Here is a 20,906-nt window from a genome sequence, read left to right as displayed (position 1 = left end):
CCATGACACCGGCCGAACGCGTCGAGGCCGCCTACGACCGCATCCGCTCCTCCGACCGGCCGGAGATCTGGATCCACCTCAGGCCCCGCGACGAGGTGCTCGCCGAAGCGGCCGCCGTCGACCCGGCGCTGCCGCTGGCCGGCCTGGTGGCAGCCGTCAAGGACAACATCGACGTCGCCGGCCTGCCCACGACCGCGGGCGCCCCGACGTACGCCTACCGGCCCGAGGCCGACGCGCCCGCGGTGGCACGGCTGCGCGCGGCCGGCGCCGTGGTGCTCGGCAAGACCAACCTGGACCAGTTCGCCACCGGCCTGGTCGGCACCCGCAGCCCCTACGGCGCGGTCCGCAACGCCTGGGACCCGGCCCGCATCTCCGGCGGCTCCTCCTCCGGCTCCGCCGTCGCGGTGGCACTGGGCATCGCCGACCTCGCGCTCGGCACCGACACGGCCGGCTCGGGACGGGTGCCCGCCGCCCTCAACGGCATCGTCGGGGTCAAGCCCACCAAGGGCCTGGTGCCGGTGACCGGGGTGGTCCCCGCCTGCTACACCCTCGACTGCGTCACCGTCTTCGCCCGCGACCTGCGCCTGGCCCGCGCCGCCGCGGAGATCATCGAGGGCCCCGACCCCGCCGACCCGCTCTCCCGCACCGGCACCCGGCTTCCTCCGCCACCCGCACGCCCCCGGGTCGCCGTCCCGCAACCGCGGCACCTGGAGGGCATGGCCGAGGGTTGGCGCGCCGCCTTCGACACCGCGGTCGCCCGCCTGGCGAGCACCGGTGTCGAGATCACCGAAACCGACATCACCCCGCTGCTCCAGGCAGCGGAACTGCTGTACGGCGGCGCGTTCGTCGCCGAGCGGTACGCGGCCGTCGGCGCGCACCTGGAGAAGCACCGCGACCTGATCGGCACCGACCTCGACCCGACCGTCGCCTCCATCGTGCTGGCGGGCCGGGACAGGACCGCCGCCGACTGGGCCGCCGACACCGCCCGGCTCGCCGCCCTCGCAGCAGCCGGCCGGGCGTTGCTCGACGACTGCGCCGCACTCCTCACCCCGACGACCACCTGGCACCCCGGCCTGGACGAGGTGGCGGCCGACCCGGTCGGCGCCAACGCCCGGATGGGCCGCTTCACCAACTTCGCCAACCTCCTGGACTGCGCCGCGCTCGCCGTCCCCGCCGGGTTCGTGGACGGCCTGCCGTTCGGCGTGATGCTCACCGGCCCGGCCTTCTCCGACCGCAGTCTGGCCGCCCTGGCCGAGCGACTCGCCAACCCCGGTGTCGACCTGTTCGTGGTCGGTGCCCATCTCACCGGCCAGCCGCTCAACGCCCAACTGGTGCAGGCGGGCGGCACTCTGGTGGGCCCGGCGCGCACCGCCGCCGGTTACCGGCTGCACGCCCTGCCCACCGAACCGCCCAAGCCGGGTCTGGTCCGCACCGTCGCCCCGACCGGGCCGGGCACCGCCGGCACGCAGACGGGCGGCGGGGCTGAAGGCATCGAAGGGGAACTCTGGCGGCTGCCCGCGGCGGGCTTCGGGACGTTCACCGCCGCCGTCCCCGCGCCGATGACCATCGGCACCGTGGAACTGGCCGACGGGCGACAGGTGAAGGGCTTCCTGGTGGAGCCGTACGCCGTCGAGGGCACGCCCGACATCACCCGCTTCGGCGGCTGGCGGGCCTTTCTGTCATCCGCTTGACGGCATCCGCGGCGCGGGCACCGGTGTGCCGGGCGCGGTCGGGTGCCCGCCACCGGGTGACAGGATGGGGGGATGACGACGACGCGTTCCCGCCAAGGCCGGCCCCGGCACACGCAGCCGTCCGACCCCGGCGCCTCTGCCCGGGCACAGATCCTCGACGCCGCCGGGGAGCTCTTCGTCGAACGCGGGATCGCGGCCACCAGCACCCGCATGATCGCCGAGCGGGTGGGCATCAGGCAGGCCTCGCTCTACTACCACTTCGCCACCAAGGACGACATCCTGGCCGAGCTGCTGGACACGTCCGTCCGGCCCAGCCTGGAGATGGTGGAGCAGATCCAGGCGCTCGTGCCCGAGCGGGCCGGCGCGGCCGCGGCTCTCCACGCGGTGGCGGTGATGGACGTGCGCACCCTGTCCGGCACCGCGTACAACATCGGCACGCTGTACCTGTTGCCGGAAGTGCGGGCCGAGCGGTTCGACGCCTTCCGTGCGGAGCGGGGCCGGCTGCGGGACAGCTACGGAGCTCTCGGCGCCCTGGCGGCGACAGCGGACGTCGCCCGCACCATGCCCGCCGGGCGGCTGGGCGAACTCCTCATCCAGCTGGTGGAGGTCGTCATCCAGATACGGCGTTCCCGGGAACCGGAGGCCGCCGACACCGACGCCATCGCGTCCTCGTGCCTGAGGCTGTGCGGCCTCGGCGAGCCGGAGGTGAGAGCGGCCCAGGACGAGGCGCGGGTCCTGCTGAGCCGCCTGACGGGCACCGAGCCCCGCGGCTGACTCACGCGGCACTACTCGGTGGTGTCCGCCAGGTCGGCGACGACCGCCGCGTGGTCGGAGGGCCAGGACCCGTCGACCGGGCCGTCGCAGGCCCGCCGTACGTCCTGGACGCGGCCGAGTCCGCCGGGGCCGGGCGGCCCCACGTGGATGTAGTCGATGCGCGCGCCGGGCTCGCAGGTGCGTGCCACGTACGGATTGGCAGGGTCGCAGGTCACGGAGGGGGTGGCCGGGTCGGCGTGCTCCCACGCGTCCAGGAGGACCTGGCCGGGCACGGCCGGGGTGGTCGTGCGGCCACCGAGGAGGCGGACCTCGCCGGAGTCGGGCCGGGCGTTGAGGTCGCCGGTGACGACGGGCGGGAAGGGGGTGTCGCCGCGGTGCCGGGCGACGAAACCGGCGAGCGCGGCGGCCTGGCCGCAGCGGACCGCGGAGGAGCCCGGGCCGGAGGTGAAGTGGGCGGTGAAGAAGGGGACCTGGTGGCCGGGGGCGTCGAGGCGGGCGTAGAGGGCGAGGCGGCCGTCGTCCGTGTCGGCCGGGGCGGGCAGCGGCAGCACGTCCTGGTCGACGACCGGCCACCGGCTCAGCACGGCGTTGCCTATGCCGACCGTCGGGTCGCCGATCCGCCGCTGCCAGCGTTCCGGGGCGGGTGAGGCGCCGTACGCACAGTGCAGGCCCAGCTCACCGGCGAGCCACTCGGCGAGGTTCTCGCCGTCGGCCGCCCACACCTCCTGGAGTCCGACGACGTCGGGCCGCAGCTCCCGCAGGGCGTTGACGATCGCCTTCTGCCGCGTCTGCCACGGCCCGAAGCGCCACCACAGGTTCCAGGTCACGATCCGCATCCGCAGCCACCCGCTCTCCTTCGATGCCGCGTGGGGGATCATTGAAGCAGGCAGCGTTGCAGAAACCGTGAGAGCTTCGTGCGAAGGAGACCCGCAGACGATGTCCCGCCGCACCGACCTGAGGTTCCGGGCGACCACGGCCTTCCAGCGGCGCCTCAACCCGCTCCTGCGCCGCCTCCCCTTCCAGACGGTCCTGGAGACGACGGGCCGCACCTCCGGGCTGCCCCGCCGGACCCCGGTGGGCGGACGCCGCGTCGGCCGCTCCTTCTGGCTGGTGTCGGAGTTCGGCGAACGGTCTCAGTACGTACGCAACATCAAGGCCGATCCACGGGTGCGGGTGCGGATCCGGGGGCGGTGGCACGAAGGGACCGCGCACCTGATGCCGCAGGACGATCCGGTGGCGCGCCTGCGGGGGCTGCCGCGGCTCAACAGCCTGGGGGTACGGGCGTTGGGGACGAGTCTGCTGACGGTGCGGGTGGACCTGGACACCTGAGCGGTGTCACCCCGGCCACACGATCGACTGGACCTCGCTGTAGGCGTGCAGGGCGTACGAGCCGACGTCGCGGCCCACTCCGCTCTGCTTGAACCCGCCGAAGGGGGCCTCCATGTTGCGTCCCACGGTGTTGATCCCCACCCCGCCGGCCCGTAGCCGCCGGGCCACCCGGAAGGCCCGGGCCACGTCGCCCGACCAGACGTAGTCGATGAGGCCGTAGTCGGTGTCGTCGGCGAGTGCGATGCCCTCCTCCTCGTCGTCGAAGGGGATGACGACCACCACCGGGCCGAAGATCTCCTCGCGGGCCACGCGCATGTCGTTGCGGCAGTCGGCCAGGAGGGTCGGGGCGACGTAGAAGCCGGTCGGCAGGCCCGGGCGTTCGCCGCCCGCCACCACCACCGCGCCCTCCTTGCGGCCCAGTTCGACGTACGACTCCACCCGGTCCCGGTGCGCCGCCGAGATGACCGGCCCGACCACGGTGTCCGGCTCCCTCGGGTCACCCACCTTCAACCGAAGTGCGTAAGCCGCCAGTTGCTCCACCAGACGGTCGTGGATCCCGCGCTGTGCCAGCACCCGCGTCGGCGCCGTGCAGATCTGCCCGCTGTAGAAGGAGAAGGTGGTGCCGATCCCGGCCACGGCCGAGCCGAGGTCGGCGTCGTCGAAGACGAGCGCCGCCCCCTTCCCGCCCAGCTCCATCAACTGCCGCTTCATGTCCCGCCCGCACACCTCGGCGATCCGCCGTCCCACGGCCGTGGAGCCGGTGAAGCTGACCATGTCGACGTCCGGCGACGCCACGGCCGCCTCGCCCACCTCGGTGTGCGAGCCGCTGACGACGTTCACCACACCCGGCGGGGCGCCCGCCTCCTGCAGCGCCTGCGCCATCCGGTAGACCGACAGCGGATCCTGCGGGGCCGGTTTCACCACGACCGTGTTGCCCATGGCCAGGGCGGGGGCTACCTTCCCGGCCGGGTTGGCCCAGGGGTTGTTGTACGAGGTGATGCAGGTGACGACCCCGACGGGCTGCCGGACGGCCAGGGCGCCCATCACCCCGGCCCTCCCCATCGGCCCGGCCGCGTTGATCTGCGGCGGCACCGGCCACTCGGCGGGCTCCACGCGCGCGTAGCGCCGGAAGCGGGCGGCGGCGACCCCGACCTGCAGGGCGCGTGCGGTGCCGAGGGTCGCTCCGGTCTCGGCCCGGGCCAGCTCCGCGTACTCCTTCAGCCGCCCGGCGATGATCCCCGCAGCCCGTCCGAGGACCGCGGCCCGCTCCTCGGGCGCGGTGCGCGACCACGGCCCGAAGGCCTCGCGGGCCGCGGCACAGGCCGCGAGCACCTGATCCCGCGAGGCCTCCGGCGCCCACCCGACGGTCTGCTCGCCCGCCGGGTCGATCACCTCGTAGTGGCCGCCGTCCGGCGCCACCCAGGATCCGCCGACGAACAGCGACTGGGGTGCCGTCACCTCGTGCTCACCGTCTCCGTGTCACGCCCGGAGCGCAGCACCCGGCCGGGTACGGCCCCGGTCACCACGTCGTCCCGGATCGCCTCGACCCCGTTGACCCACACGGCCCGCACGCCCAGCGCCCGGGAGTCCAGCCGCGGGCTGTCACCCGGCAGGTCGTGCACCAGGGTGGCCGGGCCCGCGTCGATCCGCTCCGGGTCGAGCAGCACCAGGTCCGCGTGCCAGCCCTCCCGCACCTGCCCCCGCTCCCGCAGCCCGAAGAGCCGGGCCGGGTCGTCGGTCAGCATCTTCACGGCCTGCTCCAGACCGACCAGCTTCCGGCCCCGAAGACAGTCCCCGAGGAACCGGGTGGTGTACGGCGCCCCACACATCCGGTCCAGGTGGGCGCCCGCGTCGGACCCGCCGAGCAGCACGTCCTCGTGCTGCCAGGTCTCGGCCCGCAGCGCCCAGGACGCCGGGTCGTTGTCGGTCGGCATCGGCCACAGCACCGTGCGCAGCCGGTCGTTGGCGCAGATCTCCACCAGGCACGCGAAGGGCTCCTGCCCGCGCTCCTCGGCGATGTCCTTCACCACGCGCCCGGTCAGTCCGGCGTTCGCCTCGCTGTAGGTGTCGCCGATGACGTACCGCCCGAAGTTCGCGAGCCGCCGGAAGACCCCCGCCTCCTTGGAGTTCGCGCGCCGCAGCAGCTCGGCCCGGACGTCCGGGTCCCGCAGCCTCTCGATCCGCTCCGGTACGGGCAGCCCGAGCACCGGCCCCCAGCCGGGAATCAGATTGAGCGCGCAGAAGGTCCCCAGGGACATGTTCATCGGCGTGAGGATCGGCATGGTGAGGGCCACGACCCTGCCGCCGGCCTTCCTCGCCTGCTCGCTCGCGAGCAACTGCCGGGGCACGCGCTCGGGGACGGCCGCGTCGATCGTCAGCACGTTCCAGTTGAGCGGCCGCCCCGCGACCGCGCTCATCTCCACGAACAGATCGATCTCCGCGTCGCTGAACTGATCCAGACAGCCCGCGACGATCGCCTCGATCTGCGTGCCCTCGCACTCCCCGACGGCCCGCGACAGCGCCAGCAGCTCGGCCGGCTGGGCGTGCCGCGAGGCCACGGGCTGCCCGTCCCCGTCGGAGTGACTGCTCGACTGGGTCGTGGACAGCCCCCAGGCCCCGGCGTCCATGGACTCCCGCAGCAGCCGCACCATCGCGGCGAGCTGCTGCTGACTCGGCTGCCCGCCCACGGCATCCGGCCCCATGACATACCGCCGCAGCGCACAGTGCCCCACCATGAACCCGGCGTTGACGGCGATCCGCCCCTCCAGGGCGTCCAGGTACTCCCCGAAGGAATGCCAGCTCCAGGGCGCCCCCTCCTCCAGCGCCACCAGCGCCATGCCCTCAACCCGGGACATCATCCGCCGCGTGTAGTCGGCGTCCTCGGGCCGGTCCGGATGCAGCGGCGCGAGCGTGAACCCGCAGTTCCCCCCGGCGACGGTGGTGACCCCGTGGTTGAGCGAGGGCGTGGCGTACGGATCCCAGAAGAGCTGGGCGTCGTAGTGGGTGTGGGGGTCGACGAAGCCGGGGGTGAGGACGAGGCCGGTGGCGTCCTCGGCGGTCCGGCTTTCCTCCGTGACCCGACCGATGACGGCGATCCGCCCGTCGCGGATGCCGACGTCGGCGGTGTAGCCGGGCCCACCGGACCCGTCGACGACGGTCGCCCCTTTGATGACGTGATCGAGCATGACCACTCAACTCCTCTGAGACCGTTGCCTTGAAGGGGCGCGGGGAACTGCGCGAACAACCACGACGCCCACCGCACCCGCCGACGAAAGCTCAGGCCCCCCGCCGGAACCGCGAAGTCCGATGCACAGGATCCGTGTCGATCTTGGGAATCACGTACTCCCCGACCAGCCGAATCGTCTGCAGCGTCTCCTCCTTCGGCACCCCCACCGGCAACCCGAAACTCAGCTGATCCGCCCCGGCCCGCTCCCACCGCTCACACTGCCGCAGCACCTCGTCCGGGTCCCCGCAGATCAGCAACTCCTCCTCGATCAGCACCTCCACGAACTCCTCGGTGTACTCCGGCAGCGTCTCCGGCCACACCGGGAACCCCTCGGGGCGCGGGAACGTGTCGTGGTACCGGAACACCAGCGAGGGCAGATAGTGCAGCCCCCCGCTCGCCGCGATCCGCACGGCCTCCGCATGGGTCGGCGCACAGATCGCCGTGGTCGTCACCATCACGTTGTCGTTCACGAAGTCCCCGACGGGCTCGGCGTCGACGATCGCCGTCTTGTACTGCTCCAGCACCCACTCCATGTCGGAGACCTTCTGCACGCTGAAGCCGAGCACGCCGAGCCCCTTCTTCGCGGCCATGGCGTACGACGGCGGCGACCCGGCCGCGTACCACATCGCCGGGTGCGACCCGCCGTACGGCTTGGGCAGGACCTTCCGCGGTGGCAGCGACCAGTGCTTGCCCTGGAAGCCCTGGTACTCGTCCTGGAGCCACATCTTGGGGAACTCGGCGATGGTCTCCTCCCAGAGTTCCTTGGTGTGGTTCATGTCGGTCACCCCCGGCATGAACCCGAGGATCTCGTGGGACCCGGCGCCCCGCCCGCTGCCGAACTCGAAGCGGTTGCCGCTGAGGTGGTCGAGCATGGCGACCTTCTCGGCGACCTTCACCGGGTGGTTGACCGGGGCCAGCGGGTTGAAGATGCCGGAGCCCAGGTGGATCCGCTCGGTCGCGTGCGCCAGGTAGCCGAGGAAGACGTCGTTGGCGGAGAGGTGCGAGTACTCGTCCAGGAAGTGGTGCTCGGAGGCCCAGGCGTACTTGAAGCCGGACTGGTCCGCCTGGATGACGTACTCGGTCTCCTCCATCAGCGCCTTGTGCTCGGCGAGCGGGTCGGTCTCGGCCCGCTTACCGACGTATCCCTGAACGAAGATGCCGAATTCCAAGGAGGTTCACCGCCCCACGGTCAGTTCTGACGGTACGTCAGATTATGGCTCCGACTGTTCCACCGGCCCCCGGGAGCGTCAATACCTGATGGAGCGTCAGATAACGCTGACCCCGGCCAGCCACCCGCCGTCGATCACGAACGGCTGGCCCGTGATGTACGAGGAGTCCTCCGAGGTCAGGAACAGCGCGAGCCTCGCCACCTCCTCGGGCCGCCCGACCCTGCCCAGCGGCACGAGCTTGCGGTACAGCCGGTCCAGGCCCTTCGCCGCCTCCTCCGGGTCGGCGTCCGGGTCGAGCCGGGCCGGGTTGGCCATCGGGGTGTCGATCGCCCCCGGGCAGACGGCGTTGACCCGTATCCCGCGCCCCGCCAGCTCCAGCGCGGCGACCCGGGTCAGACCGACCACGGCGTGCTTGGTCGCCGCGTAGGAGCCCACCGCGGCCATCCCGGTCAGGCCCGTGCAGGAGGCGGTGTTCACGATCGTGCCCCCGTCGGCCATCTCCGGGGCGACCGCCTTGATGCCGAGCAGGCAGCCCACCTGGTTGACCTGCACGACCTGCATGAACTCGTCGAGGGGTGTGTCGAGGAGGGAGTTGAAGCGCAGGATCCCGGCGTTGTTGACCAGCCCGTCGACATGGCCGTACGCGTCCTTGGTGGCCGTGACGGCGGCCCGCCAGTCCTCCTCCCGGCCCACGTCGAGATGGACGTAGCGCGCGCCGATCTCCTGCGCGAGGGCCTCGCCCCGGTCGTCGAGCACGTCCGCGGCCACCACCCGGGCGCCCTCGGCCGCGAACAGCCGGGCCTCCTGTTCGCCCTGGCCGCGGGCGGCGCCGGTGACGATGACCACGCGTCCGTCGAGCTTGCCCATGGGGTCTCCTCACAGCTCGGGAGCGACCTCGGCGCCGAACGCCGCGATCTGGTCCGTGAGTTCGTCGCGGCTCCGGCTGCGGAACCGCACCTGGATCTGGTGCACGCCCATCGCCCGGTACGCCCGCAGCGACTCGGCGAGCCGCTGCGGCCCGCCGGTCACGGTCCGGCGCCCCGTCTCCCAGCGGGGCGTGCCGACGTACAGCGGCTCGGTGATGGCACCCACGGTGAACGGGCCCTGCGCGCCGGCCTGCTCGCGCAGCTGCCTGATACGGCCGATCTGCGCGGGCAGCCGGTCCCTCGGATCCCCCTGCGGCAGCCAGCCGTCACCCTTGAGCGCGGCCCGGCGTACGGCGGCGGGCGAGGAGCCGCCGACCCACAGGGGAACCGGGTCCTGAGCCGGACGGGGCCGCTGCCCGAGCCCTTCGAACTCGTACAGCTTGCCGTGGTGCTCGGGGAACTCGTCGGGGCCGAGGGCGGCGCGCAGGGCGTCGATCGACTCGTCCAGCACGACCCCGCGCCGGTGGAAGTCGACGCCCAGGACCTCGAACTCCTCCTGGACGTGCCCGGCGCCGACGCCGAGGATCAGGCGGCCGCTCGAAAGATGGTCGAGGGTGGCGTACTGCTTGGCGGTGAGCAGGGGGTGCCGCAGTCCGACGATCGCGACGTGGCTGAGCAGCCGTACACGTTCGGTGGCGGCGGCCAGGAAGGCGAGGGTGGCGACGGGGTCGTACCAGACGGTGCTCATCGCGGCGGCGAGCCGGCGGGGGATGCCGACGTGGTCGCAGCCCGCCAGGTAGTCGAACCCGGCCCGGTCCGCGGCGCGGGCGATCTCCAGCAGGTCCTCCGGCCCGGCCTCCGCCTCCCAGCCCTCCGCGTAGAGGGCGCTCTGCGACTGGACGGGCAGCTGCATCCCGTACCGCAGGCTCACCGCGCGCCGCCGCCCGGCCACAGCCCCTCGGCCGTCAGCCCGAGCAGCTCGACGGCGTTCCCGCGCACGATCCGCTCGACCACGTCGGGCTCCAAATGCCCCATCTGTGCCTCGCCGACCTCGCGGGACTTGGGCCAGGTGGAGTCGGAGTGGGGGTAGTCGGTCTCGTAGAGGACGTTGCCGACGCCGATGGAGTCGAGGTTGCGCAGCCCGAAGGCGTCGTCGAAGAAGCAGCCGTAGACGTGCTCGGCGAAGAGCTCGGACGGCGGCCGGTGCACCTTGTCGGCGACGCCGCCCCAGCCGCGGTTCTCCTCCCACACCACGTCGGCCCGCTCCAGGATGTAGGGGATCCAGCCGATCTGGCCCTCGGCGTACATGACCTTGAGGTTCGGGAACTGCTCGAACTTGCCGCTCATCAGCCAGTCGACCATGGAGAAGCAGCAGTTGGCGTAGGTGATGGTGGAGCCGACGGCGGGCGGGGCGTCGGCGGAGGTGGACGGCATCCGGCTGCTGGAGCCGATGTGCATGGCGACGACGGTCCCGGTCTCGTCGCACGCCCGGAGGAACGGGTCCCAGCCGTCGGTGTGGATCGAGGGCAGCCCCAGGAACGGCGGTATCTCGGAGAAGGCGACGGCACGGACCCCGCGGGCGGCGTTGCGCCGGACCTCCGCCGCGGCCAGCTGGGCGTCCCACAGCGGGATGAGGGGCAGAGGTATCAGCCGCCCGTGCGCGTCCGGGCCGCACCACTCCTCCACCATCCAGTCGTTGTAGGCGCGCACGCAGAGCAGGCCCAGGTCGTGGTCCTTCGCCTCGGTGAAGGTCTGGCCGCAGAAGCGCGGGAAGGTCGGGAAGCACAGGGCGGACTGGACGTGGTTGACGTCCATGTCGGCGAGCCGCGCGGTGACGTCGTAGGAGCCGGGCCGCATCTGCTCGTAGGTGATGACCTCCAGCCGGATCTCGTCCCTGTCGTACCCGACGGCGGTGTCGAGCCGGGTCAGGGGCCGCCGCAGATCCTCGTAGACCCACCAGTCCCCCACGGGACCGTCGTCCCCGGGCTGCCCCATGACCGGCTTGAAGCGTCCCCCGAGGAACGTCATTTCCTTCACGGGGGCCCGGACGACGCGCGGTCCGACGCCCTTGTACTTCTCCGGAAGCCGGTCCTGCCAGACCCTCGCGGGCTCCACGGTGTGGTCGTCCACGGAGATGATCAGCGGAAAGGTGCTGTCGTGGGTGTCCATGGCGCTCACGGTAGCGCTGATCTGACGGGTCGTCAGCTATGTGTACGGGGGCGGGTTCTGGCCGGGATGGCGTGATGCACGCGGTTGCGGCCCGGTGCGAGCGAAGAGAGTGTGCAGACCTGGTGAACCCCCCACACCGCCCTGTGATCGGCGTCTCCCACGGCTGACGTATCCGCTGCCAACAAGGCAAACTGGCGTGGTTGCTCAGGATGCCTAGGGGGACTGCATGGACGGTGTACCGAAGGGTGTGCCGCGCGTACCGGAGCAGCGGCGTCCCGGCACCACGCCGGAGTCGGCGACGACGGCTGGGGCGGCGGGACCCGCGGAGTCCTCTCGGACGGCCGGGACGGCCGGACCGGCGGAGGCCGCGGCCCTGCGCTTCGGCGTGCTCGGCCCCGTGCGCGCCTGGCGCGGCGACGAGCCCGTCAGCACCGGCTCCCCCCAGCAACGCGCGCTGCTCGCCGCCCTGCTGCTGCGCGAGGGCCGCACCGCCACGGCGGCGGAGCTGATCGACGCCCTGTGGGGCGAGGAACCGCCCTCGCAGGCACTGGCTGCGGTACGGACGTACGCCTCCCGGCTGCGCAAGGTGCTCGGCCCCGGGGGCGGGGCGGGCCGGCCCGGCGGCACCGGCGCCACTGCCTCCGCCTCAGCCGTCCTGGTCAGCGAGTCCGGCGGCTACGCGGTCCGCGGCCTCGCCGAGGACGCCCTGGACCTCACCGTCGCCCAGGACCTGGCGACCGAGGCGGAGAAGGCGCGCTCGGCCGGCGACCTCTGCCACGCCCGCGCCACCCTGCGCCGCGCCCTCGCCCTGTGGGACGGGGAGACCCTGGCCGGAGTGCCCGGCCCCTACGCGGAGGCCCAGCGCGTCCGTCTGGAGGAGTGGCGGCTCCAACTCCTGGAGTCATGCCTGGACATGGACCTCGAGCAGGGCTGCCACGCCGAGTCCGTCTCCGAGCTCACGGCCCTCACCGCCGCCCATCCGCTCCGCGAGCGCCTGCGCGAGCTGCTGATGCTTGCGCTCTACCGCAGCGGCCGCCAGGCCGAGGCCCTGGCCGTCTACGCCGACACCCGCCGTCTGCTCGCCGACGAACTCGGGGTGGACCCGCGCGCCGGCCTGAGCGAGCTGCAGCAGCGGATCCTCCAGGCCGATCCGTCACTGGCGGAGCCCTCCTCCCCGGCGCCCGAGCCGGCTTCCGTCCCGGTCCGTCCGGCGCAACTGCCCGCGACCGTGCCGGACTTCACCGGCCGCTCCGGCTTCGTACGCGAACTCGGCGACATCCTGGCCTCGGCCGAGGGCCGGGTCATGGCGGTCTCGGCCCTCGCGGGCATCGGCGGCGTCGGCAAGACGACCCTCGCGGTGCACGTGGCCCACCAGGCCCGCACGGCGTTCCCGGACGGGCAGCTGTACGTCGACCTCCAGGGCGCGGGCGCCCGGGCGGCGGAGCCGGAGACGGTCCTCGGCTCCTTCCTGCGCGCCCTCGGCACGGCCGACTCGGCGATCCCCGACTCCCTTGAGGAGCGCGCGGCCCTGTACCGCTCGGTCCTGGCCGGGCGCCGGGTGCTGGTCCTGCTGGACAACGCCCGCGACGCCGCCCAGGTACGTCCCCTGCTGCCCGGCACCGACGGCTGCGCCGCGCTGGTCACCTCCCGGGTGCGGATGGTGGACCTGGCCGGTGCCCACCTGATCGACCTCGACGTGATGTCCCCGGACGAGGCGCTGGCGTTGTTCACGAAGATCGTGGGCGAGGAGCGGGTGGCGTCCGAGCGGAAGGCCGCCCTGGACGTGGTGGCCGCCTGCGGTTTCCTGCCGCTGGCGATCCGCATCGCGGCGTCCCGCCTGGCGGCGCGCCGCACCTGGACGGTGTCGGTGCTCGCGGCGAAGCTCGCCGACGAACGCCGCCGCCTGGACGAACTCCAGGCCGGCGACCTGGCCGTCAAGGCCACCTTCGAGCTCGGCTACGGCCAGCTGGAGCCCGCCCAGGCCCGCGCGTTCCGCCTGCTCGGCCTGGCGGACGGCCCCGACCTCTCCCTGGCCGCCGCCGCGGCGGTCCTGGACCTGCCGGCCGAGGACACGGAGGACCTGCTGGAATCCCTCGTGGACACCTCCCTCCTCGAATCGGCGGCCCCCGGCCGCTACCGCTTCCACGACCTGGTGCGGCTCTACGCGCGTGCCTGCGCGGAGCGGGACGAACTGCCGCCGAGCGAACGGGAGTCGGCGCTGTCCCGGCTGCTGGACTTCTATCTGGCGTCCGCGGCCGGGGTGTACGCGATCGAGCGGCCGGGCGACCGGCTGGTCGATCATCTGGAGACCACGTCGTACCCGGGGCTGCGGTTCGGCGACCGGCACGCGGCGCAGGACTGGCTGTACGCGGAGGCCATGTGCCTGCTCGCGTGCGCACGGCAGTCCGCGGGGCGGCCGCAGAGCCTCCCCCGGGCCATCGACATGCTCTGGGCCGCGCACGACCTCTCCGAGTCGGGGGCCAACTCCCGGGAGTACGAGGCGACGGCCGAGGCACTCGTCGCCGCGGCCCGCTCACAGGGCTTCGGGCGGGCGGAGGCACGGGCGCTGATGACGCTCGTCAACGTCCACCACGTGAGCGGCCGTTTCGAACGGGCCGAGGAAGAGGCGGAACGGGTCATCCTGCTCGCCCGGGGGTCCGACGACCTGCTCCCCGTCTGCTGGGCCCGCAACGCCCGCGGCATCATCGCGCTGTACCAGAACCGGCACACGGACGGCGAGGAGCACCTCTCCCGGGCCATCGAGCACTTCCGGGCCCTGGGCGACCGCCCCGGCGAGGCCGCCGCGCTCTGCAACCTCTCCCGGATCCACCTCGCGACCGGGCGCACCCAGAGCGCCGTCGCACTGGCCCAGGAGGGCATCGACATCTACGACGGCATGGGCAACTCCATGCGCGGCGCGAACGCCCGCTACGCCCTCGGGCTGGCCCTCACCCAGAGCGGGGAGCTGCGCGACGCCGCCGACCGGCTCCAGGAGGCGCTGGAGGTGTTCCGCGACAGCAGGCAGCGCCTCTGGGAGGGCATGAGCCTGTTCCGGCTGGCCGAGGTGGATCTCGCCGCCCGGCGTGCGGCGCGGGCCGCCGCGAACGCCGAGATGGCCCTCACGGTGCTGCGCGGGATCGGCGGGGAGTGGCGGCGGGGCAACGTCCTGACGGTCCTCGGACGGGCACTGAGCGCTGTCGGCCAGACCGGCCGTGCCCATGTCTGCTGGCAGGAAGCGGCCGCGATCTACGAGGAGCTGGGCTCGCCCGAGGCGGCCGAGGTGCGTGCGCTGCTGTCCCCGGTGCAGGCGGCCTGAGAGAACCTCAAGGTGCCCCCGTTCAGGCGGCCTGAGGGGTCTTCTGGGCGACGCCGTGCAGGTGGCCTGAGGGGCTTCAGGGGGCGCTGGGGCGTTCATCATTCGTTTATCGCCTCCCGCCATGATGGACGCAGTCGATCCGTCGCGTCGGGGGGCAGACGGGTCGCCGCACGGGCCTCGCCCTGGTGTTCCGGGGTGGGCGGCCCGGGTGGGCCCGTCCGGCCGTCCTCGGGGGAGTGGCCGGGCGGGCCCGCCGACCACACTGCTTGATCCATGCCAAGGGGAGTTGACGATCATGGGCGATGAGCTCAAGCCGCAGGACCTGCACGCCACCGACGAGCCGCTCGGGACCGAGGACCTGCACGCCACGGACGAGGGCGCCGCCAAGAAGCAGGACCTGCACGCCACGGACGAGCCGCTGGAGACGAAGGACCTGCACGCCACGTCGGAGCCCTTCAAACCGACGAAGTAAGCCACCGGTACACGGGGATCGGCCGCGGCGGCGCGGAGGGGGAGCCGTCGCGGCCGAGGTGTGTCCGCGGGCAACGGCGTCGCCTCAGAGCGAAACCACCCGTACTCCCGGTCCGCACAGTCTCCCCATGTCGTCCTCGTCGGACGTGAAGAGCACCACGCCTGGGGGCTGCCGGTTCGCGATCACGGCCAAGGCCGCGTCGATCGCGTACTTGTGGCCGTGCAGGCCGGTGTCCTGGAGCAGGGCGACCGCCGCGTCGGCGACTTCCCGGGTCACGGAGTCCACGACGACACGCGACATCGCCCACGCCCAGGCAGCACGCTTCACCCGGCCGTGATACGCCTCGATCAGCGTCATCGAGCCGGTCACGACCCGGATGCCGGACCGGTGCGCGTCCTTGAGCCGTGCGAGCATCACCCGGTCGCCCAGGACGACCCGCGACAACGCCTCGCAGTCCAGCACGTAGCAGGACGGCACCACTAGCTCGCCCTCCGGTGCCGCTCGCCGGCCGCCCCCGGGCCCTGCTGCGTGAAGTGGCGCTCGAAATCCCTGCGCTCGGCCTCGGCCGAGGCGAGCTCGTCCTCGGTGACGGGGCCGTGCTCCTCTTCCAGCCAGGCCACCAGTTCTCCCAGCCGGTCCTGCTCACGCTGGCGCTCTATGGCCCGCGTGACATAGGCGCTGAAGCCGCCGGACCCGACCTCGTGCCGGATCTCCTCGGCGAGCTCCTCCGGCAGCGTCACGGTGTACTTCTTCGTTGCCATACCACGTACCATACCGGCCGGGAGTGCCGTCGGCCCGGCAGAGTGCGCCGCCGGTTCCGGCGCGCGATAGTGGACCCGCGCAGATCACCGTCCGGCCCACTCATGAAGGCGGCCCCCATGCCCGGCGAGCAGCCCCATCTCTACGAGACCCTCGACGAACGGTTCCGGACGGGACGATGTCAGGCGGGGGACTCGCGGCTGGAGACGTTGTACGACGGGTGCCGTTGGGCCGAGGGGCCGGTGTACGTGCCCGCCGGGCGGTATCTCGTGTGGAGCGACATCCCCAACGACCGGCTGCTGCGCTGGGACGAGACCACCGGGGCCGTCGGCGTGTTCCGCTCCCCCGCCGGCTACCCGAACGGCAGCACCCTGGACGTCCAGGGCCGCCTCATCACCTGCGAGCAGGGCAATCGGCGGGTGACCCGGACCGAGCACGACGGCTCGGTCACCGTGATCGCCGAGCGGTTCCGGGGCAAGCGGCTCAACAGCCCGAACGACGCCGTCGTGCGGTCGGACGGGTCGGTGTGGTTCTCCGACCCCGAGTTCGGGATCGCCACCGACTACGAGGGGCATCGCGCCGAGAGCGAGATCGGTGCCCGGAACGTCTACCGCGTCGACCCCGCGAGCGGCGAGGTGCGGCTGGTCGCGGACGGCTTCCAGGGGCCCAACGGGCTGGTGTTCTCGCCGGACGAGCGGCGGCTGTACGTCTCGGACAGCGTGGCCAACCACATCCGTGTCTTCGACGTCCGCGAGGACGGGATCTCGCTCTCCGGCGGCGAGGTCTTCGCCGCGTGCGCGCAGGGCAACTTCGACAACATCCGCTTCGACGACGAGGGACGGCTCTGGGCCGCCGCCCTGGACGGGGGCGTGCACTGCTACGACCCCGACGGCACGCTGATCGGCCGCATCCGGGTGCCCGGCACCGTCGCCAACGTCCGGTTCGGCGGGGCCCGGCGCAACCGCTTGTTCATCGCCGCCGACACCACCCTGTACTCCCTGATGATGTCGGTCACCGGGACCCCTGCCCTGCCGGCCGGCCGGTGACCGCGTCCCGGTGGACGCCCCTCACGCCCGGCCGGTGACCGCCTCCCGCAGCGCGCCCTTCACGATCTTCCCGCTCGCGTTGCGCGGCAGCTGCGCGACGAACTCGACGCTTCTCGGGACCTTGTAGTTCGCCATCTCCCTGCGGGACCAGGCGATCAGGTCGTCGGCGGTCAGCAGGGCGCCCGGGCGGCGTACCACGTAGGCCCGGCCGACCTCACCGAGCCGGGCGTCCGGTACGCCGATCACCGCCACGTCGGCCACGTCCGGGTGGAGGCCCAGGAGCTGCTCGATCTCGGCGGGGTAGGCGTTGAAGCCGCCGACGATGAACATGTCCTTGAGGCGGTCGGTGATGCGCAGGTTGCCCGCCGCGTCCAGGACGCCGACGTCGCCGGTGCGCAGCCAGCCGTCCTCGGACAGCACCTCGGCGGTGGCCTGCTCGTCCTCGTAGTAGCCGGTCATGACGTGGAAGCCGCGCACCAGGACCTCGCCCGGCAGGCCGGGGCCGAGTGGCCGGTCCTCGGGGTCCACGACCCGTAGTTCCGTGCCGGGGATGGCGCGGCCCGACGTGGCGGCGATCACCGTCGGGTCGTCGCCGCGCCGGCACATCGTGACGACGCCGCTCGCCTCGGACAGGCCGTAGGCGGTGAGGACCGTGCCGACGCCGAGTTCGGTGCGCAGGCGCTCCACGAGACGCAGCGGCACGACCGCCGCTCCCGTCACCACCAGACGCAGGGCCGTCAGGTCGTGGGCGTCACGGGCGGGGTGGTCCAGCAGGGACTGGAGGAGGGTCGGGGGACCGGGGAGCACGGAGACCCGCTCGGCGGCGATGTTGGCCAGGACCGTGGACACGTTGAACACCGGCTGGGGGATCATCGTCGCGCCCCGCATCAGGCAGGCGATCACCCCGGCCTTGTAGCCGAAGGTGTGGAAGAAGGGGTTGACGATCAGGTAGCGGTCGCCCCGGGTGAGGCCCGCGAGGCCGGCCCAGATGTCGTAGGCGCGCAGCGTCTGGTCGTGGGTGATGACCGCGCCCTTGGGGCGGCCGGTCGTGCCCGAGGTGAAGATGATGTCCGAGGGCCAGGACCCCTGGACGGCGCCGGACCTGTCGCGTACGTCCGAGGTACCCACCCCCTCCCCCGCGGCCAGGAAGTCCTTCCAGGTCAGGAAGTTCGCCGGGGCGTCCCCGGAGAGGACGACCGCGTGCCTCAGGGCGGGCAGGCCGGGCAGGGGGCCGGTGCCCGGGCCGTCTCCGGCGGCCCTGCGCAGGGACGCCACGTACGAGGTACCGAGGAACGTGCCGGTCACGAACAGCAGTCGGGCACCGCTGCGGCGCAGCACGTCCGCCGCCTCTGCGCCCTTGAAGCGGGTGTTCAGCGGGACGAGCGCCGCCCCCGCCGATACGGCGCCGAGGGCGCCGACGATCCAGTCCAGGGAGTTCGGGGCCCAGATGGCGACCCGGTCGCCCGGTTCCACGCCGGTCGCCAGGCAGGCCGCCGCCGCGCGTTCCACGCGTGCGCCCAGTTCCGCGTAGGTGACGCGGGTACGTCCCTCGACGACGGCCTCGATGCCCCCGAAGCGCTCGGCCGCCGCTTGAACCAGGGCCGGAACGCTTCCCCATGCCGTATCCGCTCGCACAGCGCGCCTCCCGACGACGTAGGAGCTGACTGTGTGTCAGATTATCTGTAATCTGACGACCTGTCAGCGACCGTTCGGCCCCGGAGGTGCGCGCAGCATGGCAGCAGGATCGGGAGGCCTCAAGGACGCCACCGCTCTCGTCGGCATAGGCCAGACCCCCTTCGCCAAACGGCTCCCGGAGGACGAACGCACCCTCGCCTGCCGTGCCGTTCTGGCGGCCCTCGACGACGCCGGGATCGCGCCCGGCGAGGTCGACGCCCTCGCCTCCTACACCATGGAGGAGACCGACGAGGTGGAGCTGGCGAAGGCGTGCGGCTTCGGCGACCTCACGTTCTTCAGCAAGGTCGGCTTCGGGGGCGGGGGTTCGTGCGCCACCGTCGCCCATCTCGCCGCCGCCATCGCCGCCGGGCAGGCGAGTGTCGGGGTGGCCTGGCGCTCCCGCAAGCGGGGCAGCGGGCCGCGGCCCTGGACCAACACCACCGTCCAGCTCCCGACCCCGGCCCAGTGGACCCGGCCCTACGGGCTGCTGCGGCCCGCCGACGAGATCGCGATGCTCACCCGCCGCTACCTGCACGAGTACGGCGCCACCCGCGACCACCTGTTCAACGTCGCCCTGGCCTGCCGCAACCGAGCCAACCAGAACCCTGACGCGATCATGTACGACCGGCCCCTGACCCGCGAGATGTACATGACCTCCCGCTGGATCAGCGAGCCGCTGTGCCTCTTCGACAACTGCCTGGAGACCGACGGGGCGCTGGCGTGTGTCGTGGTCTCGGCCGAGCGCGCCCGAGACTGCCGGCGCAGGCCCGTGTACGTCCATTCCGCCGCCCAGTCGCTCCCGGCGCAGCACCACGGCATGGTCAACTACTGGAACGACGACCCCCTCACGGGCCCCGCCTGGGCCGCCGCCCGGCACCTGTGGAAACACTCCGACCTGGCCCCCGAGGACGTCGACGTCGCCCAGATCTACGACGCCTTCACACCCCTGGTCCTGCTCTCGCTGGAGGGCTACGGCTTCTGCGGGCGGGGCGAGGGCGGGGCGTTCACCGAGGGCGGGGCGCTGGAGACCGGTGGGCTGCTGCCGCTGAACACCGGCGGGGGCGGGCTGTCCGAGGCCTACGTCCACGGCTTCAACCTCATCAACGAGGGGGTCAGGCAGCTGCGCGGCACCAGTACCGCACAGGTCCCGGGCGCCTCCGTCTGTCTGGTCACGGCGGGTGAGGGGGTCCCGACCTCCGCCCTGCTGCTGAGGAGTTGAGGAGCTACCGATGCTGCGTCCCGTCCCCGACACCGACGGCGCCCCCTTCTGGGAGTACGCCGCACAGGGCGAACTGCGCGTCCAGGCCTGCGCCGCGTGCGGCGAGTTCCGCTTCCCGCCCCGGCCCTGCTGCCCGCACTGCCAGTCCTTCGAGAGCGAGTGGCGGCCGGTGTCCGGCCGGGGCCGGGTCTGGTCGTACGTCGTCGCCCATCCGCCGCTGCTGCCCGACTACGCCGCGCAGGCGCCGTACAACGTGGTCGTCGTCGAGCTGGAGGAGGCGCCCCGCATCCGGCTGGTGGGGAACCTGGTCCCCGGGGCCGGACAGCCCCTCGGCGCCTTCCCGGTGGAGAACCTGCGCATCGGGGCGCGGGTGCGGGCCGTCTTCCACGACGGGCTTCCCCAGTGGGTCCCGGAGCGGTCATGAGCAACGTGCTCCTGGAGGCCGACCGGGACAGCGGGGTCGCCGTCGTGACGCTGAACCGGCCCGGGCGGCTCAACGCCATCGACCTCGCCATGGCCGACGAACTGGCCGCCACGTGGGACGAGTTGCGGTTCGACGACGCCGTGCGGGCGATCGTCCTCACCGGGGCCGGGGAGCGGGCCTTCTGCACCGGCATCGACCGGGACGCCGTCGTTCCGCAGCCCAGCTCGCCGTACGCGCAGGACGATCCGCTGCTCGGCATCGGACCGAAGGCGAACGACCTGTGGAAACCGGTCGTCGCCGCCGTGCACGGCATGGCCTGCGGAGGGGCCTTCTACCTCCTCGGGGAGGCCGAGTTCGTCGTCGCCGACACCACCGCCTCCTTCTTCGACCCGCACACCACCTACGGCATGGTCAGCGCCTACGAGTCGGTGCTCATGGCGCAGCGCATGCCGTACGGGGAGGTCGCGCGGATGGCCTTGATGGGGACGGCGGAGCGGATCTCGGCCCGGCGGGCGTACGAGACCGGGCTGGTGTCGGAACTCGTCGCGGAAGGTGCGGCCTTGGGGGCTGCGACCGCCTGCGCCGCCGTCCTGGCGGGGTATCCGGCCGAGGCCGTGCAGGGGACCGTGCGGGCGCTGTGGGCCGCGAGCGAGGCGGGCCGGGCACAGGGGCTCGCACAGGCACCGCACCTCGTCGCACTCGGGAACGCGGCGGGCGAGCGGCAGGCCCGGCTGTTCGCCGGGCGGTCGCGGGAGTACCGGTTGCGGTAGAA

The 20,906-nt window shown here is 72.8% G+C and carries 19 protein-coding genes; 9 read left to right on the top strand and 10 right to left on the bottom strand.

Annotation, left to right across the window (positions count from 1 at the left end; translation table 11 throughout):
• Positions 1-2: 2 nt before the first annotated feature.
• Together atzF and AB0B29_RS10225 are read left to right on the top strand one after the other, a co-directional pair.
• Positions 3-1,691: an allophanate hydrolase gene (gene atzF, locus AB0B29_RS10230; RefSeq protein WP_362237244.1), complete on the top strand. Its 1,689-nt coding sequence runs from the start codon at positions 3-5 to the stop codon at positions 1,689-1,691.
• A gap of 72 nt (positions 1,692-1,763) precedes the next feature.
• Positions 1,764-2,465: a TetR/AcrR family transcriptional regulator gene (locus AB0B29_RS10225; RefSeq protein ID WP_362236545.1), complete on the top strand. Its 702-nt coding sequence runs from the start codon at positions 1,764-1,766 to the stop codon at positions 2,463-2,465.
• Positions 2,466-2,476: 11 nt separating this feature from the next.
• Here the strand turns inward: AB0B29_RS10225 and AB0B29_RS10220 are convergent, their stop codons facing one another.
• Positions 2,477-3,301 carry an endonuclease/exonuclease/phosphatase family protein gene (locus AB0B29_RS10220; RefSeq protein ID WP_362237241.1) on the bottom strand — a complete coding sequence of 275 codons (825 nt, stop codon included), beginning with the start codon at positions 3,299-3,301 and terminating at the stop codon, positions 2,477-2,479.
• A 100-nt stretch (positions 3,302-3,401) separates the two neighbouring features.
• On the opposite strand from AB0B29_RS10220, the gene AB0B29_RS10215 reads away from it, so the two are divergent.
• On the top strand, positions 3,402-3,794 hold the full coding sequence (locus AB0B29_RS10215; protein WP_362236542.1) for a nitroreductase/quinone reductase family protein: 393 nt from the start codon (positions 3,402-3,404) through the stop codon (positions 3,792-3,794).
• A 6-nt stretch (positions 3,795-3,800) separates the two neighbouring features.
• On the opposite strand, the gene AB0B29_RS10210 is transcribed toward AB0B29_RS10215, so the two are convergent.
• The 6 genes from AB0B29_RS10210 to AB0B29_RS10185 form a co-directional block, all read right to left on the bottom strand.
• A complete protein-coding gene (locus tag AB0B29_RS10210) occupies positions 3,801-5,252 on the bottom strand; it encodes an aldehyde dehydrogenase family protein (RefSeq protein WP_362236540.1) in 1,452 nt (483 codons plus the stop codon).
• A complete protein-coding gene (locus AB0B29_RS10205; protein ID WP_362236537.1) occupies positions 5,249-6,979 on the bottom strand; it encodes an N-acyl-D-amino-acid deacylase family protein in 1,731 nt (576 codons plus the stop codon). The genes AB0B29_RS10210 and AB0B29_RS10205 overlap by 4 nt, the downstream gene beginning before the upstream one ends.
• A gap of 91 nt (positions 6,980-7,070) precedes the next feature.
• A complete protein-coding gene (locus tag AB0B29_RS10200) occupies positions 7,071-8,189 on the bottom strand; it encodes an LLM class flavin-dependent oxidoreductase (protein ID WP_362236534.1) in 1,119 nt (372 codons plus the stop codon).
• Between the two features lie 96 nt (positions 8,190-8,285).
• A complete protein-coding gene (locus tag AB0B29_RS10195; RefSeq protein WP_362236531.1) occupies positions 8,286-9,056 on the bottom strand; it encodes an SDR family NAD(P)-dependent oxidoreductase in 771 nt (256 codons plus the stop codon).
• Positions 9,057-9,065: 9 nt separating this feature from the next.
• Positions 9,066-9,968, bottom strand: coding sequence for a TIGR03619 family F420-dependent LLM class oxidoreductase (locus tag AB0B29_RS10190; RefSeq protein WP_362237239.1), 903 nt, complete (start codon positions 9,966-9,968; stop codon positions 9,066-9,068).
• Positions 9,969-9,982: 14 nt separating this feature from the next.
• Positions 9,983-11,224: an amidohydrolase family protein gene (locus AB0B29_RS10185; protein WP_362236528.1), complete on the bottom strand. Its 1,242-nt coding sequence runs from the start codon at positions 11,222-11,224 to the stop codon at positions 9,983-9,985.
• 226 nt (positions 11,225-11,450) lie between these two features.
• Between AB0B29_RS10185 and AB0B29_RS10180 the strand changes: the two genes are divergently transcribed.
• Positions 11,451-14,540 carry an AfsR/SARP family transcriptional regulator gene (locus AB0B29_RS10180; protein ID WP_362236526.1) on the top strand — a complete coding sequence of 1,030 codons (3,090 nt, stop codon included), beginning with the start codon at positions 11,451-11,453 and terminating at the stop codon, positions 14,538-14,540.
• Between the two features lie 295 nt (positions 14,541-14,835).
• Complete coding sequence (locus AB0B29_RS10175) at positions 14,836-15,012, top strand: hypothetical protein (RefSeq protein WP_362236523.1); 177 nt, start codon at positions 14,836-14,838, stop codon at positions 15,010-15,012.
• Positions 15,013-15,096: 84 nt separating this feature from the next.
• Here AB0B29_RS10175 and AB0B29_RS10170 read toward each other — a convergent pair whose 3' ends face one another.
• Entirely contained in the window at positions 15,097-15,426 is a 330-nt protein-coding gene (locus AB0B29_RS10170) for a hypothetical protein (protein ID WP_436845830.1), read from the bottom strand.
• A 65-nt stretch (positions 15,427-15,491) separates the two neighbouring features.
• The gene (locus tag AB0B29_RS10165; RefSeq protein ID WP_362236517.1) at positions 15,492-15,773 is read right to left on the bottom strand and encodes a hypothetical protein; all 282 of its coding nucleotides are present in this window, start codon (positions 15,771-15,773) and stop codon (positions 15,492-15,494) included.
• A gap of 117 nt (positions 15,774-15,890) precedes the next feature.
• On the opposite strand from AB0B29_RS10165, the gene AB0B29_RS10160 reads away from it, so the two are divergent.
• A complete protein-coding gene (locus AB0B29_RS10160) occupies positions 15,891-16,817 on the top strand; it encodes an SMP-30/gluconolactonase/LRE family protein (protein WP_362236514.1) in 927 nt (308 codons plus the stop codon).
• Positions 16,818-16,838: 21 nt separating this feature from the next.
• Here AB0B29_RS10160 and AB0B29_RS10155 read toward each other — a convergent pair whose 3' ends face one another.
• Positions 16,839-18,452 (bottom strand): FadD3 family acyl-CoA ligase, encoded by a 1,614-nt coding sequence (locus tag AB0B29_RS10155; RefSeq protein ID WP_362236511.1) that lies wholly within the window; start codon positions 18,450-18,452, stop codon positions 16,839-16,841.
• 97 nt (positions 18,453-18,549) lie between these two features.
• Here AB0B29_RS10155 and AB0B29_RS10150 point away from each other — a divergent pair, with 97 nt between their 5' ends.
• The 3 genes from AB0B29_RS10150 to AB0B29_RS10140 are packed head-to-tail and all read left to right on the top strand — an operon-like array spanning position 18,550 to position 20,904.
• Positions 18,550-19,710 (top strand): lipid-transfer protein, encoded by a 1,161-nt coding sequence (locus AB0B29_RS10150; RefSeq protein ID WP_362236508.1) that lies wholly within the window; start codon positions 18,550-18,552, stop codon positions 19,708-19,710.
• 10 nt (positions 19,711-19,720) lie between these two features.
• Positions 19,721-20,134 carry a Zn-ribbon domain-containing OB-fold protein gene (locus tag AB0B29_RS10145; RefSeq protein ID WP_362236505.1) on the top strand — a complete coding sequence of 138 codons (414 nt, stop codon included), beginning with the start codon at positions 19,721-19,723 and terminating at the stop codon, positions 20,132-20,134.
• Positions 20,131-20,904, top strand: coding sequence for an enoyl-CoA hydratase/isomerase family protein (locus AB0B29_RS10140; protein WP_362236502.1), 774 nt, complete (start codon positions 20,131-20,133; stop codon positions 20,902-20,904). The genes AB0B29_RS10145 and AB0B29_RS10140 overlap by 4 nt, the downstream gene beginning before the upstream one ends.
• Positions 20,905-20,906: the final 2 nt, after the last annotated feature.

The sequence above is a fragment of the Streptomyces tibetensis genome, assembly GCF_040647715.1.
GTDB classification, from domain to species: Bacteria; Actinomycetota; Actinomycetes; order Streptomycetales; family Streptomycetaceae; genus Streptomyces; species Streptomyces tibetensis_A.
Note: the sequence above shows the minus strand (reverse complement) of the source record. Positions and strands in the feature narration are given on the sequence as shown.